The organism is Neptunomonas concharum, from assembly GCF_008630635.1.
Lineage (GTDB): Bacteria > Pseudomonadota > Gammaproteobacteria > Pseudomonadales > Balneatricaceae > Neptunomonas > Neptunomonas concharum.
This window is the reverse complement of sequence record NZ_CP043869.1, coordinates 2336543-2351216: the sequence shown is the minus strand read 5'-3', so window position 1 is coordinate 2351216 and position 14674 is coordinate 2336543. Positions and strand designations below refer to the sequence as shown.

General features: G+C 44.7%; 16 protein-coding genes. 13 read left to right on the top strand and 3 right to left on the bottom strand.

The window, feature by feature from the left end; translation table 11 throughout:
• Positions 1 to 23: 23 nt before the first annotated feature.
• Together F0U83_RS16970 and F0U83_RS11065 are read right to left on the bottom strand one after the other, a co-directional pair.
• Entirely contained in the window at positions 24 to 164 is a 141-nt protein-coding gene (locus F0U83_RS16970; RefSeq protein WP_170221798.1) for a hypothetical protein, read from the bottom strand.
• A 48-nt stretch (positions 165 to 212) separates the two neighbouring features.
• A complete protein-coding gene (locus F0U83_RS11065) occupies positions 213 to 452 on the bottom strand; it encodes a GrxA family glutaredoxin (RefSeq protein ID WP_138987481.1) in 240 nt (79 codons plus the stop codon).
• A gap of 485 nt (positions 453 to 937) precedes the next feature.
• On the opposite strand from F0U83_RS11065, the gene mqo reads away from it, so the two are divergent.
• The 13 genes from mqo to F0U83_RS11000 all read left to right on the top strand — a co-directional run bounded on the left by mqo (position 938) and on the right by F0U83_RS11000 (position 13406).
• Positions 938 to 2467: a malate dehydrogenase (quinone) gene (gene mqo, locus F0U83_RS11060; protein ID WP_338036374.1), complete on the top strand. Its 1530-nt coding sequence runs from the start codon at positions 938 to 940 to the stop codon at positions 2465 to 2467.
• A gap of 224 nt (positions 2468 to 2691) precedes the next feature.
• Entirely contained in the window at positions 2692 to 3606 is a 915-nt protein-coding gene (locus F0U83_RS11055; RefSeq protein ID WP_138987483.1) for a DUF4238 domain-containing protein, read from the top strand.
• Between the two features lie 208 nt (positions 3607 to 3814).
• Positions 3815 to 4027: an esterase/lipase family protein gene (locus F0U83_RS11050; protein WP_138987484.1), complete on the top strand. Its 213-nt coding sequence runs from the start codon at positions 3815 to 3817 to the stop codon at positions 4025 to 4027.
• Between the two features lie 8 nt (positions 4028 to 4035).
• Positions 4036 to 4470: a helix-turn-helix domain-containing protein gene (locus F0U83_RS17430; RefSeq protein WP_420813330.1), complete on the top strand. Its 435-nt coding sequence runs from the start codon at positions 4036 to 4038 to the stop codon at positions 4468 to 4470.
• Positions 4471 to 4527: 57 nt separating this feature from the next.
• Entirely contained in the window at positions 4528 to 4941 is a 414-nt protein-coding gene (locus F0U83_RS11040; RefSeq protein ID WP_138987486.1) for a VOC family protein, read from the top strand.
• A gap of 283 nt (positions 4942 to 5224) precedes the next feature.
• Complete coding sequence (locus tag F0U83_RS11035) at positions 5225 to 6346, top strand: hypothetical protein (protein WP_138987487.1); 1122 nt, start codon at positions 5225 to 5227, stop codon at positions 6344 to 6346.
• A gap of 51 nt (positions 6347 to 6397) precedes the next feature.
• Positions 6398 to 7429: an acyltransferase family protein gene (locus F0U83_RS11030; RefSeq protein ID WP_138987488.1), complete on the top strand. Its 1032-nt coding sequence runs from the start codon at positions 6398 to 6400 to the stop codon at positions 7427 to 7429.
• Between the two features lie 138 nt (positions 7430 to 7567).
• Positions 7568 to 7786 (top strand): hypothetical protein, encoded by a 219-nt coding sequence (locus F0U83_RS11025; RefSeq protein ID WP_138987489.1) that lies wholly within the window; start codon positions 7568 to 7570, stop codon positions 7784 to 7786.
• Between the two features lie 76 nt (positions 7787 to 7862).
• Positions 7863 to 9335 carry an AAA family ATPase gene (locus F0U83_RS11020; protein WP_138987490.1) on the top strand — a complete coding sequence of 491 codons (1473 nt, stop codon included), beginning with the start codon at positions 7863 to 7865 and terminating at the stop codon, positions 9333 to 9335.
• Positions 9336 to 9493: 158 nt separating this feature from the next.
• Positions 9494 to 11119: a cation efflux transmembrane domain-containing protein gene (locus tag F0U83_RS11015; RefSeq protein ID WP_138987491.1), complete on the top strand. Its 1626-nt coding sequence runs from the start codon at positions 9494 to 9496 to the stop codon at positions 11117 to 11119.
• Positions 11116 to 12018: a protease modulator HflC gene (gene hflC / locus F0U83_RS11010; protein ID WP_138987492.1), complete on the top strand. Its 903-nt coding sequence runs from the start codon at positions 11116 to 11118 to the stop codon at positions 12016 to 12018. Before F0U83_RS11015 ends, hflC begins: the two co-directional genes overlap by 4 nt.
• The gene (gene hflK, locus F0U83_RS11005; RefSeq protein WP_138987493.1) at positions 12002 to 12901 is read left to right on the top strand and encodes a protease modulator HflK; all 900 of its coding nucleotides are present in this window, start codon (positions 12002 to 12004) and stop codon (positions 12899 to 12901) included. The genes hflC and hflK overlap by 17 nt, the downstream gene beginning before the upstream one ends.
• Positions 12902 to 12953: 52 nt before the next feature.
• Positions 12954 to 13406, top strand: coding sequence for a c-type cytochrome (locus F0U83_RS11000; protein WP_138987494.1), 453 nt, complete (start codon positions 12954 to 12956; stop codon positions 13404 to 13406).
• 63 nt (positions 13407 to 13469) lie between these two features.
• Here F0U83_RS11000 and F0U83_RS10995 read toward each other — a convergent pair whose 3' ends face one another.
• Complete coding sequence (locus F0U83_RS10995) at positions 13470 to 14666, bottom strand: amino acid aminotransferase (protein ID WP_138987495.1); 1197 nt, start codon at positions 14664 to 14666, stop codon at positions 13470 to 13472.
• Positions 14667 to 14674 lie beyond the last annotated feature (8 nt).

The window sequence follows — 14674 nt, the reverse complement described above, 5'->3', positions numbered from 1 at the left end:
CCGCAAGCGTTAAAGCGGATGGCCTAGCGGCCGCGTCTGCGTTGAGGCTTATCTTGAGTGCGAATGCGCAACGGCTGCATCTTTTCCTGATGATGCTGGTTAATCAGCGTCCTGCCAAAAAAGGCTATTGCGGCGACTAATATCAATGTAAACAGTATCATCATCTTTCATTCCTCATGCGTTTTTGGCATCTACCTTTACTTTAGACGTAGCTAGCTCATTTCTGCAACTTTTTGTGCAAATTCGGTGTACCCCCCAATGTGGGTTTGGCCGATAAAAATCTGGGGTACCGTCTCAACAGGTTTACCCACTGTTTTTTCGAGATCAGCTTTACTGATTCCCTCTTCATGAATATCAATATAGCGAAAATTAAACCCTTTGATCTCACACAGCTCTTTTGCGCGTGTGCAAAAACCGCAACCTTGTCTACCGAAAATAGTGACACGTTCCATAGTAATCTCCTCTGTAATACAACTATAAAACCGCATTATTGACGGTAATTCCAATGGGATTAATTTATAAGACAGATAGCCCAAACCTATGGGCCATATCATCCACAATGACTGTGGATAAAGCTGTAGACATCCTATGCGGAAACAAGTTCAAAGCCGAAATAGCAGGCGTGTAACATATTGATGAAAAACTAAGCGATTTTAAACAGTTAGCTTTAGCGATAGATAAATGCCCACAGTTTAAGTTGGGTTATCCTATACTACGAATTGCTCAGTACTTAAGACGGAAATCTTCAAGACATTTCCGGCAAAATCCGTATAATTCTGTGCCAATTGCCCCATATGAGCGACAAATTGTCACATTCATATGCTTACGAGTCAGTACGAAAATGCTGGGGCAGGCACTCGGTTTGCACCACAACCAAAAGTTGCGTTGCAGTGCGATATTGATGGGAAATACCTAATCTATATCAGGGCTAGCGAGTGTGATTTTCGGATCCCATATTTACATAAGAGATGGTGAAGATCAGATGACGGCGAAATCGGCAGATGTATTGTTAGTTGGGGCGGGAGCCATGAGCACGACTTTAGGCATGCTCCTAAAGCAGCTCGATCCATCCATTAATATCGTAATGGTTGAGCGACTTGATCAGGTTGCACACGAAAGTACAGATGGATGGAATAATGCAGGCACAGGACACGCCGCATATTGCGAATTGAACTACACACCCGTAAAACCGGATGGTTCAATTGACACGACCAAAGCGTTTGCGATCAATGCTGCATTTGAAGTGAGCTTGCAATTCTGGTCTTACCTTGTTGCCGAGGGGGCATTGCCTTCTCCTAAAAACTTCATTAACCCCACGCCACACCAAAGCTTTGTATGGGGTGAAGAGAACGTAACTTTCTTACGCAAGCGCTACGAAGCACTCAGCCAATCTGCACAGTTTGCAGATATGGAATACAGCGAAGACCCAGACGTACTGCGCGAATGGATGCCGTTGGTATTAGCCAACCGTGATCCTATGCAAAAAATTGCAGGTACGCGTGTTCGTTATGGCTCTGATGTTGATTTCGGCTCCCTAGCCCGCAATATGGCGAACTACCTAGACAAGCAGGATAACTTTGAACTACTGCTTAGCTCCACCGTGCGTGACCTGACAAAACAGGACGACGGCCAATGGCGCGTAGAGCTGAAAAACGAGAAAACAGGCAAAACACAAACTATCATCTCCCGCTTTGTCTTTTTGGGAGCAGGTGGTGGGGCGCTTCCGCTATTGCAGTTATCTGATATTCCTGAAGGGGATGGTTACGGCGGGTTCCCAGTGAGCGGCCAGTGGCTTGTCTGTAAAAAGCCCGAAATCGTTAATCAGCACTTAGCGAAAGTTTACGGCCAAGCGCCGATTGGTGCGCCACCGATGTCGGTTCCTCACTTGGATACCCGCATCATCAATGGTGAAAAAGCGCTACTGTTTGGGCCGTTTGCAGGATTTACCACAAAATTCCTAAAACAAGGCTCTATCCTAGACTTGCCAATGAGTGTACGCGCTAACAACATCAAATCGATGTTGTCTGTGGGTAAAAACAACATGGACCTGACCCGCTACCTGATCAGCGAAGTGATGCAGTCCCATGAAGCCCGTGTAGACTCCCTACGCAACTTCTTCCCAGACGCTAAGAATGAAGACTGGGAACTCGCTTATGCCGGGCAACGCGTACAAATTATCAAAAAAGACCCAGTAAAAGGCGGCAAGCTGGAGTTTGGTACAGAAGTGATTGCCTCAGCCGATGGAACATTAGCAGCCCTGTTAGGTGCATCACCGGGTGCATCAACCGCAGTTAATACCATGATCAACATCGTAGAGCGTTGCTTTGCCGATAGACTGGCGACCCCAGAATGGCAACAGAAAATCAAAGCGATGGTGCCATCATACGGCGAATCGTTAACCGATGATGACGCACTGCTTAAGCGCGTGAGGGAATACACGCTATCTACATTAGAACTGGATGCTTAATAAGCAAACCTGATAGAAAAACCGGCACATAGATGCCGGTTTTTTTGCACTGATATATACATTAGCCATATATTGTATGGCAGCTATCAGTAAAAACTGGTTTGGGGAAAGGTTGAAAGATAGTTAGATTGGTAAGTCAGTTACGGGCAGAGTTCCTGTGGCGCCAATAGGTGAAGTCCGTATACTAAGTTGTTAAGCAGCTAATGAATAAATGGAGTTAATACTTGGCTAAACAACCTTTATCGCACTACTCTCCGAAATTTGCAAATAAGGCGTGGGCTGATAGTGGGGGCTACACTTCGTATTTTCATTGCTCGTATAGCGGAGAGATTAAGAAATCTCACAAGGGTTGGAAGCAATGGGGTAGAAAGCGTGGCCTGTACTCTTGGGCTGTAGAAAAATCATTGGATCGAGAGCTAGAAACTTTAGCTAGCCCGATATACGAAAAAATTGTCAGCTGCGATGAACTATCTGGTAACGAGCGTATTATATGGTCACAATTTATATTGTCTCAGTTGGTTCGTACGCCAACCTATGTGAGGTATGAGAATAAAGCGAGGGATATTTTTGGCATTACGGAAGAGCCAAAGCATTGTCGCATTGGCTGCAAGGATTGTTTAGATCTTAACTTCGTAGCTAATAGAGATTGGTGTTTGCTTTTGGCGCATGAAGACGATTTTTTTGTAAGAAGTGATAACCCGGTGCTGCAAACTGGGTTTATTGAGCTACCAGATACATGCTTATTTTACCCTCTAACTCCTAAGATGTGTTTTGTTGCGTGCTCTATGCCAGAAAACTGGAACGCTTTCATTAACAAGCCTAATGAAACATGTGGGTACCGGTTAGCGAAAGGAGGAGCACACATGTTTAACTTTCATCTAGCAAAATCGGCAGGGGAATCCTTAATAATTTCTCCTAAAGACGATGGTGTTATTGCGGAAGGAATGTATGGAGACGTATTGGGTATTTATCCCCAGCCTCCATTTTCTTTACACGTGCTAGACGTCAACAACTCTGAAAGTGCTTTTGAAAGCATTCGTAAAATTATGAGCTGTACCGATGAAATAGATTATCCTAATTGGCAGCCGAATGAGCTGGAACCGTTTTATCAAAAGAATCAATTTGCTGGAACTACTTAACAATTTTGAAGCATTGCATACGGGTCAAGAACTTCGAGAATACAGTAATGAAGCTATATCACCAAAGATCAATGCTGCTTCTGTGGAGAAACAAGACAAGATAAAACTCCTTGTTTCTCTGCATCCAAATAATAGCTAATGAAAAGATTCCTACTCGCAACCCTGCTTTTCTTACGGGGTGTTACAGCTTTTAGCTCAAGAGTGCGTCGTGTTGTTACACGGTATGGCACGTACAGAGCGTTCTATGGGTAAATTAGGCGCTGAACTTACCAAGGAAGGGTACTTCGTAGTTAATTATGGCTATCCTTCGACTAGCTTAGATATAGAAGAGATCGCTACGAGTCATATTCCTAAAGCCGTTTTCGGTGATGTAGTTAATGATTCCGGTACGGCTATAATCACTCGCTTCTACCAACCTTGATATTCATCGTGATTAAATATTCCCAATATAGAAAAGTTTGCCTCGGTCGAGATTACTTGACCAAACACTATGCTGGTCATTTCGACTTAGACGAAGTGGCAAATTACGCATGCATGTCAAAATATCACTTTTGCCGGGTTTTTTCTGAGGTGTATGGTGAATCACCCTACCATTACATTTCAAAAATGAGGATTGAGCAGGCAAAGAGGCTATTAGTAACTAGCAAGCTGAGTATTAACGACATTTGTGAAGCGGTTGGGTACACGAGTGTCGGTAGTTTTTCTTTCTTGTTTCGCAAGAAAACGGGTATGTCTCCTACACAATACCGCTCCAAATTATGGGCGTTGGTTAAGGATCCCCTTACTTATCCAGTTCAATCAGTTCCTTTGTGCTATGCACATCATCTTTTCGGGGAGAAAATTGACAAGAGCAATATTGAATAAGGTGTAGTGGCTCACTTTGGATAAAATGCGATAACACTCTCATAACAGGATATTCAAATGATACAGTCAATAGCTCATGTTACGGTTTATGTTCTGAACCAAGATGAAGCTCTCGAGTTCTACAGGGATAAGTTAGGCTTCGAAGTAGGATCAGATTTTACGGTAGATGGAGGCTTTCGATGGCTAACGGTATTCGCAAAAGCCCAGCCTGACCTTGAACTAGTCTTGGCTGAACCAAAAGAGGGGCCAATGTTTACCAAAGATGCTGCTGAAAAGATACGCGCTTTAGTTGCGGATGGCGCTTTTGGAGCCGGCGTTTTTGAAACAGACAATTGCCAAAAAACCTACGAGGAACTTGTCGCAAAAGGAGTTGAGTTTACACACCCTCCCACTGAACAATTTTACGGTATTGAAGCGTTAGGGGTAGATAACTCCGGTAATTGGTTCAGCCTTACTGAGCGAGCAAAGTGATTAGCTAGCGCATGTTGTTTAACGAGCCGTTGAGGCTGTTGGATTAGCTCCACAGCCTTTGGTCTTAACGTGTTTGGATCCCGCTATCGGTGTTCAACAAGGTTGCATTTGCTATACTCTCGCAATTTTGCTTAAAGATCGTATTATTTTCCTACTTATGTGAATTGAATTGTGAATTATCTTCAGCCATAAAATCGGTTTACAAGGTTAGTAGCTAGTTGCTACTGTCCTCTTTGTCACATGCATAAATTAATATTTCATATGTAACACAAGGAGTGTAGAAATGATTGGGAAAATTGTTCTAGGGGCTGTATTGCCTTTATCGCTTACCTCATTTTTAGCCAGTGCTTCCACACCTTTAGGGTTTGCGCCTTGGATTAGTAGTAATTGTTACTCTGAATCTTGGGAGGGCGAAGTTAGGCATGGTCAGTGCCAAATAAACTATAACACGGGTGGTTATCCGCGTTGGTCTATTGGCGGTACGCATGAATATGCTGATTTTAGCGGGGGAACAAACACCGATATCAGGTTACTGGACCCAGTTATGGATGTTAGTTTCATACCCAGAACCGACTTTAGTGGTGTGTACGAGGCTAGGCTTGTGTTGGATAAGATAAGCTACCCTCACTATCGAGACAATCAAGGGCGGGATATTCGTACTGGTTACTCTGGTATCTTTTTAGGTGAAACAGCTTATGCAAGAAATTTGGCTCAGAAACCCGTTTTTACACTGGCTGAAGATGTAAATGTCTATTTGGAGGTTGACTTAGAGTCGGTTCAACGGACCGTATTACCTAGTCCAGCGTGGGTAGGAAATGCAGAAGTGCGAGTTATTCTTGGGGCAGTAGCGCAATGGGGGGGGAAGTCTCATTTTGTTGAATTTAATTTAATGCGTACCCCTGGTTTTGATCGATGCCACAACGTAAATATTAATAATAACCCGTCGCACCCGTACGCTTGGAGGCCTTTACTGAATACGATCCCTGCGTATGGTATCAGTTCTGCATATCCTGCAGGATTGGGTTTGGGAAGTGTTTGTGACACCCAGAATAGATATGACCATCGTTTCGTTGGACTTGATGGAACGGGACATTTCAACAAAGATCATGCTACCTCTGAGTTAGTGTACTACAATGTCGCTAACCTTCCTATTTACCCACAGCCATCTCTTGTGGCTGGTGCAGGCTATCAATCTTTTAATATTCCGGTTAGTCGAATTTTTAGGGACTATAATTGGGCACATAAACCGATAAATCAATATGGTAACGTTGATTGGTCTAGTGTTAAGTCTTTTGACTCTAATGACTTAGCTAATGGAGAAGTTAGTTTCTATTTTGGAATAGAGATTTATGGCGCTGGGAAGTCGACGGTAAAAATGAAAACTTTTAACATATATAAAAATTAAGATATAATATAGGGTGGATTTTCCACCCTTTTAGATGTTGTTAGGTATAGTATGGGATTGATTAGATTGATATTGGCTATTTCTGTGTTATTAAGCCATATGCCCGATTTAGGTGTTGAAACTATTATTAATAGAGATAACTTTCCAGTAAAAGTTTGGTCAGGTCATGCTGTATTTGCTTTTTTTATTATTTCTGGTTTTTATGTTTCTTTGATTATTAATGAAAAATACAATCTGTTAGACAAAGGAGTTAAACGATTTTACTATAATCGTGCTTTGAGGCTTTATCCTGCGCACTGGTTTGTGTTGGTTTGCTATATCTTTCTATTTCTATTTACTGGGGTGCAGTCTTTCATTATAGGGGATTTTCAGGAGAAATATTGGTTAGGTGTGTTTTCTATATTTTCTAATTTTCTATTTTTTGGGTCTGAACTTATAGGGTTCAATGATACATCTAATTGGTATTATGTGATTGGACCTATATGGTCCCTAAGTATCGAAGCATATTTCTATATTTTGGCTCCATTTTTGGTTATAAGGCCTCTAAAAGAAATTTTAATTGTTTTAGGTCTTTTTTTGTTGCTACGTTTCTCAATATATTGGTCAGGAAGTGAGCTAGTACCTTGGAGGTATTTTTATTTTCCTTCAGTTTTTGTTTTTTTTATAATGGGTGCTGTTTCTTATAATATTTACGGATATGTTAAAAGATGGCAGTTCTCGGATAAAGTGGGTTTGTTTCTTTTGGTATTCTTAATCTATTTTATGGCAGATGCTCGATATTGGGTTTATCCTGATTTAGATCAAATGGGGTCTTGGTTTTTCTTTATTTTAGTTTTTTTGGCTACCCCTTTTATTTTTATATTCTCTAAGAATATTAAGATAGATAACTTGATCGGGCAGATTGCTTATCCCATTTATATAAGTCACATGTTAGTGATAGCGGTATCTGCAAAAATTAATGTTTTCGATCTTGATAAAGGAGTTGTAGCTTTTTTACTAACCATTGTTGTTTCTTTTATGATTTATTTTTTCATAGATAGACCAATCGATAAGAAATATAGAAATAAAATCTCTAAAGTCTAAGGGTGGGGTATAAGGTTGAGTATCGTATTTGAGTTTTTAGGCTGGTTTTCTGGGGCTTTGTTGTTGCCTAGGAAGCTTATTTCTTATTAACTAACACGCTAAATTATCGACTGGAAGAAATTAAATAGGAGACTTCAGGTGGTGTTGTTCTGTCCGATCCAGCAAGAGCTGGATTGTATAAATGGTAGTGGTCACATTCTCGGGAAGATAAAGTTTGATGGCTATAACGATGAGCACATATTTTGCCCTGACAACGACTCGATCGTCTTAACGAGTGTAGAAAAATCTTATATCTCTGAGAGGCTAGCAGGTCTCGACTCTGGCAAGTACTCAATCCCCATGCAAGACGATGATTAATGCCGCATCCATAAGGCCTTTTGCCGCCTTCCTGCTAGAATAAAACAGTTAGTTTTTGTATCCAAATGGGAGCAGTATGAGCCAGCATCAACTGGAAGTTTTGATCCGTTCGCGTATACCACTGATTGTTATTGAGACTCACGAGGAGAATCAGGCCGTCGCTATGGTTACGGGTATGCGGCAGGTGTTGCAGCGTCCGATATTCAAGTGGAGTCTGACCGAGGGGTTCGAGCGGGTTGACCAGCAAATGGCGCCTCAAAAATTATTTGCTAAGCCTGCGGATGCACTGGCGCATATCAAATCGGTTCGTGTGCCGGGTGTGTATATTCTTGCGGATTTTCACCCCTTTATGGATGATCCAATGCATGTGCGTTTGCTTAAGGATATCGCGTTAAGTGCGGACCAGTTAGGCCATACGGTGATTATGATCAGTCATGAGTTAGCTATTCCGGTGGAGATTCGAAAGCTAACAGCGAAGCTGGATCTCTCTTTGCCAGATCGGGTGGAACTGGAGCAGATTGTTCGTGAAGAGGCGCGGCAATGGGCGCGGGAGTCAGGTAAAAAAGTACAAACTGATCCCGAAACCTTAGGTATGTTGGTTAATCATTTGGTAGGGGTTAGCCGCACCGATGCCCAGCGTTTAGCGCGTAATGCGATCTATGATGATGGGGCGATAACCCAAAGTGATATACCGGCAGTGACTCAGGCTAAGTACCAACTGCTAAGTGACGATGGCAATCTGCATTTTGAGTACGATACGGCTAAATTTTCGGATATTGCAGGTTTTACGCGCCTTAAGCAGTGGCTAAACGAGCGTCAACCTTTTTTTACCGAAAGTGGCTACCATTCCCATTTACCTACACCTAAAGGGGTACTGTTGTTAGGTGTGCAAGGCTGCGGAAAGAGCCTAGCGGCAAAAGCCGTGGCCGGTGCTTGGCAAGTGCCTTTATTGCGTATGGATTTTGGTAGCTTGTACGATAAGTACTACGGTGAAACCGAAAAAAACCTGCGAGATGCCCTAAAAACTGCTGAGGTGATGTCGCCCTGTGTTCTGTGGTTGGATGAGATTGAAAAGGGTATTGTCAGTGGCAGTGATGATAGCGGCCCCGCTAAGCGTGTACTGGGTACATTACTTACATGGATGGCAGAAAAGAAAGCCGCCGTGTTTTTGGTTGCAACAGCCAATGATATTAAAGCGCTCCCTCCTGAGCTGGTACGTAAAGGCCGCTTTGATGAAATCTTTTTTGTCGATCTACCTAACGAGCAGGTGCGCTTTTCTATCTTTGATATTCACCTTAAACGCTTGAAGCTAGATCCTACCCAGTTTGATTTTTCTCGTCTTGTGGCGTGTAGCGAAGGTTTCTCCGGTGCTGAAATTGAGCAAGCGGTGGTGTCTGCCTATTACTCCGCTCATGCCCAATATTCACCCTTAAACCAAGCGTTGTTGATCGATGCCTTGCGTAAAACGCAGCCGCTGTCGGTTGTTATGGATCACCAAATTGACCAACTGCGCCATTGGGCGGCAGATAGAACCGTGCCGTGTGATTAAGGTTCTCGAACATAGCTAAGCGTGTGATTGATGGTGCCCGTGGGGTACTGTCATTTCACTGTCATATTTCTCCTGCAGTATTCCCCTCCACAATGTGTTTTTAACGTTTACAACGTCAGCTTACCGGTGTTTGTAAACGGTATCTGGAAATATCTCTCTTGTGGTTTAAAGATCGACGCATCAAAACATCCCTCCTGGCGATAGGTAGCGATTGTTTACTACTACTGATTAAACTGGTGGTTGCTCTCATTACAGGGAGTGCCGCTTTGTACGCGGATGCGCTGCATTCTGGCACCGATATGTTGGTGTCGATCGTGTTGTTGATCGGGTTAGTCGTACGTTTTCGTAAAGAGCGCCTAGGTGATGCCAACGGTATTTTGTTGGCGTACCGCCTTGAGTCTGTTCTAGCCATTCTCGTGTCGATACTGATCCTGTGGGTTCCTTTTGAAATTATCCGTGGTCTAAAGGCTGAGGATAAGCCACCCGTCGACTATATCTGGTTGGGTATTTTAGGGGTGATGGTTGCTATCTTTTTGGCTTATACAATGGCGCGCCTTAAAAGCAAGGTGGGGGAGGAGACAAACTCTCCAGCTTTAGAGGCCGATGGCTACCATAGCTATATGGATATGTTTACCTCGTTGGCGGTTTTAGGTTCCTTTGTGGGGCTGTTGATTGGGGTGGATGTCGATGCCCCTGTTGCGATATTAATTGCCGTGATGGTGAGTTTGGCGGGTATAGAGCTTTTCATCAGTGGGGTGCGCAGCCTTCTAAAGGGAGGAGAGCTGGAGCAGAGCTCGTTTTTTGAGGCGGTAATGCATAGCCCTGGGTTTCGTGGTATTGGCTGGAAGATGGTTCGTTATCGTACACATCTTCTGGTTTTAGTTGCGTCTTTGGCAGTGTTAGGTTTTTTAGGCAGTGGTTTTCATGTTGTCCCCAGCGGTAGTCAAGGGATTGTGAGCTATTTAGGGAAGCGCCAAGGTGAAGTGTTAACAGAGGGGCTCCATTATGTGGCGCCGTACCCGATGGCGACGCTAAAGACGGTGCCGACGGATTATGTGTATCGCCTTCAGGTGGGGATGGATGAAACGCTATGGGAGCACTCGGATCTCCTCAGTCGCTACCATTGGCAGACGTTGGGCAATGTTAATCGAGATAAGCCACAGCATTTTTTGACTGGCGATGAGAAGCTGCTCAATGTCAGTATGAATTTACACTATCGCTTACCCAATATAGCGGTTGAGACCTACCTCTATGAGAATCTTCACGCCACGATCGAGGCGGTATCGGCTTCCGTTTTGAGCGCTTATCTTGCTTCACGCCCTTTTGCGTTGGATTTTGATACAAACCTCTTGGCGCAGCGGTTGACCGAGCGACTTAAAAGCGCCGGGATCACTATTGAAGTGTTAGCTTTTATACCTGATAAGGTGCAGCCTCCCAGTGCGGTTGTCCGTGATTATCATGATGCGTTGGCCGCCAGAGAGCAGCAATTGCAGCTGCTACAGGGTGTTGAGGGTGAGCGTATTAAGCAGATGCTTCAGAGCAATAACCATGTGTTACAGGTCCTTTCAGAATCCACCATTTCCGGTATTGAAAAGCGCTTAACGGCAGAAGGTGAGGCCGCTTATTTTGAGCAGGTCGCAAAAAGTTATCTACAACAGCCTTTGATGGTTGAGTTGAATCGACGTTTAGAGGTTATGGAAAAGGTATTGCCAGCAATGGATAAAGTATTGGTAAGTCCTGATATTGCCACTGATGATCGGCGCGTATGGAGTGAGGCAGAGTGAAGCTTAAGTGGATAATGAGTTTATCGGGGTTTGCGTTGGCGGTGTTTGCATTGTCAACGATGCTGATTCCGGTATCGGAGTCGCATATTGCGGTGGTCAGCCAGTTTGGCAAAATCGTCGAAGTTCGTAAGGAGTCTGGTTTATTGGTTAAGTTGCCAGAACCTCTTCAGGTGGTAACGTTACTGGATAAACGCCAGCAACTACTGCCCTTAGATAGCATGGAGTTTATTACGCGGGATGGTCGCAATGTGGTGGCTGATAGCTTCATATTGTGGAGAATCAGTGATGCGCAGAAGTTTCTCAGGAGTGTGCGCAATGTTGATGTCGCTAATGTGCGTTTGCGCGATCTCGCCTTATCTGAAATCGGTAGCGCTTTAGGCAGCTCTCCTCTTTCTGCACTTATCAATACACAAGCATCTGATGCCGCCTTAACGGCTTTGTTTACGCAGATCAAAGATAGCAGCAGCCAAAAAGCTATGGAGGCCTTTGGTATTACCATCTCGGCTATTTATCCTTCACGCTTAAGTTTACCGCAACCACTGATCGCGGATGTGTATAAGCGTATGTCTGCAGAGCGGAGCCGAATAGCACAACAGCTACGTGCTGAAGGCCAAGAGGAGGCGGCAAAAATAAAAGCAGACACGGAATATGAGGTGCGTCGTAAGCAAGCTGAAGCGTATCGGGATAGCCAAATTTTGCAGGGAGAAGCTGAGGCCGAAGCTTCTCGTATTTATGCCAGTGTATATGAGTCCCATCCTGAATTTTATCAATATCTGCGCTCGTTACAGTCCTATGAAAAGATACTCAATGAAAAAACACGCTTGGTGATTTCAACAGAAACGCCCGTGTTTAAATATCTGTGGTCAGCGCCGGAGAACCGCGATGCTCAAGCGCAGTGATCTGGGTAATGCTTTGCTGGACTCCCGCAATTTATTGATTGGTTTGTTGTTATCGATCCCTTTCTTGTATTTATTAAGTGGTCTTTATAGCGTTGGTGGTGAGCAACGGGGAATCCACTACCGCTTTGGTAAGCTGATCAATGATAATGTGCCTCCGGGGATGCATTACCACCTACCATACCCTATTGAAAGTGTTGTCTTGTTGCCGGCTTCACGTATCCGCTCTATGGAGGTGGATTACAGCCAGCTGGGTACTCAAATGCAAGCGAAAGAGCTACTCACTGGGGATGAAAATCTCGTGTCGATGAAGCTTTTAGTCGAGTACAGCGTGGCTGAATCTGGTGCTTTTATACACAATAGCCAAGATGCTGAAGCGGTATTGCTGCAATTGGCTTATGCCCAAGGCGCGTTGGCGGTGGCTCGTTGGGATATTGATGCACTCCTGACGTCGGGACGGCATCGTTTACAGCAGGAGTTAAAGCTTAATTTGCAGAAGTTGTTACACACCTTGCAGTTGGGTATTCGAATATCATCGGTGCAAATTCGCCAGCTTGAGCCACCTGCTACAGTCAAACGTGCTTTTGAGCAAGCTAACACCGCTAAAGCGGAGCAACTTAAATGGGTACAGGATGCCAAAGCACAGCGTAGCTCAAGGCTGGCAGAATCACGAGCAAACATCCGCCAGTATCGTTTACAGGCGGATGCCACAGCGAATGAGTTGCTAAAACGCTCAGAGGGCGACAGCCAGCGTTTACAATTACAAATCAATGAGTATAGTAAAGCGCCATCAACGATGGGGCCGCGAATCTATTCTGAGATGTTAGAGCGTGTGCTGGATAAGGCGCAGCTGCAAATCTTCAGCCCATCACAAGACCACCAGTAATTAATCAGTTCGCTGAATCAGTGGCGGATGGTTCAGGAGTGAGGCATCAATAATGAGAAAATTGATCGCAGGTATTGTGTTTTTCATGAGTATAGCGGGTATCTCTCAGGCTGAGGTAGCCACTGATGATTATGTAACTTATCGGCAAAGTGTCTTTAATCTGATGGGGTGGCACTTCAAACAGATGGGGGCGATGATTCAGGGGCGCACCGATTATGATGCCACTGAATTTAAGCAACGTGCTGAGGCCGTCGCAGCGCTGGCTCAAATGCCTGCCGAAGGCTTCATACCAGAAACCCGTGATACACAACTACCCCATCATGTTAAGCCAGAGGTCTGGTATCAAACAGAGCGTTTTGATGAGTTGATGCAAGGGCTAGTGGTCTCGACAACAGAGCTGGCCAAACAAGCAGGCGCTGAGGATAAAGATGATCTGCGCGCCGCTTTTGGTAAGGTGGCCCGCCAATGTAAGAGTTGCCACGACCGTTATCGTGAACGCATGTAGTAAATTAGGGTTGCTTGTTAAATAACCCCGCCGCCAAGTTGCATGGCAGCGGGATTAATCGCTTTAGCCTTTTAATACAGCACTCAGTGACTGGGCGACATACTGTATGTTGCTTGAGGATAAGCCTGCAATACTGATACGGCTCGAATCCACCATGTAGATGGAGTATTCATCTTTTAATTGCGCAACTTGTGCTTTATCAATCCCTAAGAAAGAGAACATACCTTTCTGTTCCGGAATAAATGCAAAGCTTTGCTCAGTACCGCAGGCTGCAATCTCTTTGGCTAACTGATGGCGTAACTGCAAAATACGTTCGCGCATCATAGTTAGTTCATCATCCCACTGCTTGGTTAGTGCTTCGTTACCTAAAATGGTCTCGACAATTGCCGCACCATGAGCCGGTGGCATAGAGTAAATACCACGAATGATACTAAACAGGTTGCTGGCCGAAACAGAGGCTTGTGTTTGGTTAGCAGAGATCACCATGACTGCGCCCGTACGATCTCGGTAAAGACCAAAATTCTTCGAACAGGAGCTCGCAATAAGCATTTCAGGAGCTTTGTCTGCTAACAGGCGTGCGCCATAGGTGTCTTCGACCAGCCCATCGCCTAATCCTTGATAAGCAATATCAACAAAAGGAATTAAGCCTTTACGTACTACAAGCTCTGCGATGCTGTTCCATTGCTCATGGTTGAGGTCAGCACCACTTGGGTTGTGGCAGCACCCGTGTAAAAGCACCACATCGCCGCTTTTAGCGGTTTCTAGGGCACTCATCATGGCATCAAAGCGGATCGCTTTGTTCTCGCCATCGTAGTAGGGGTACTCAGTGATAGTCAGGTTTGCACCTTTGAGCAAAGGAATATGGTTTGCCCATGTAGGGTCACTCACCCAAACGGTGGTGTCTGGGTCGCATTTTGCCAAAAACTCGGCTGCAACTCGAAGCGCTCCACAGCCCCCAGGGGTTTGTGCAACGGTGATGCGCTGATCCTTAATCACCGCATGATCATTCCCTAGTAGCAGGCGGCTGATTTGAAAGCAAAAGCCTTCAGAACCTGCTGGGCCGATATAGGTTTTTGTTGTCTCTGAGGCGAGCAAGTGGGTTTCAGCGGCGTGTACCGCTTGCATAATAGGAGTCTGCCCCTGTTCATCCTTATATACGCCCACACCTAAGTCGACTTTCAGTGGGTTGTTATCCTGACGGTATTGAACCATCAGGTTGAGGATAGGATCTGCGGGTAATCCATGCAGATGTTCAAACATAATATTCT

Bases quoted from the DNA above. Each gene is read 5' to 3' on its own strand.
- F0U83_RS16970 (WP_170221798.1), bottom strand. From the start codon at position 164: ATGATGATACTGTTTACATTGATATTAGTCGCCGCAATAGCCTTTTTT.
- F0U83_RS11065 (WP_138987481.1), bottom strand. From the start codon at position 452: ATGGAACGTGTCACTATTTTCGGTAGACAAGGTTGCGGTTTTTGCACA.
- F0U83_RS11040 (WP_138987486.1), top strand. From the start codon at position 4,528: ATGATACAGTCAATAGCTCATGTTACGGTTTATGTTCTGAACCAAGAT.
- F0U83_RS11035 (WP_138987487.1), top strand. From the start codon at position 5,225: ATGATTGGGAAAATTGTTCTAGGGGCTGTATTGCCTTTATCGCTTACC.
- F0U83_RS11030 (WP_138987488.1), top strand. From the start codon at position 6,398: ATGGGATTGATTAGATTGATATTGGCTATTTCTGTGTTATTAAGCCAT.
- F0U83_RS11020 (WP_138987490.1), top strand. From the start codon at position 7,863: ATGAGCCAGCATCAACTGGAAGTTTTGATCCGTTCGCGTATACCACTG.
- hflK (WP_138987493.1), top strand. From the start codon at position 12,002: ATGCTCAAGCGCAGTGATCTGGGTAATGCTTTGCTGGACTCCCGCAAT.
- F0U83_RS11000 (WP_138987494.1), top strand. From the start codon at position 12,954: ATGAGAAAATTGATCGCAGGTATTGTGTTTTTCATGAGTATAGCGGGT.
- F0U83_RS10995 (WP_138987495.1), bottom strand. From the start codon at position 14,666: ATGTTTGAACATCTGCATGGATTACCCGCAGATCCTATCCTCAACCTG.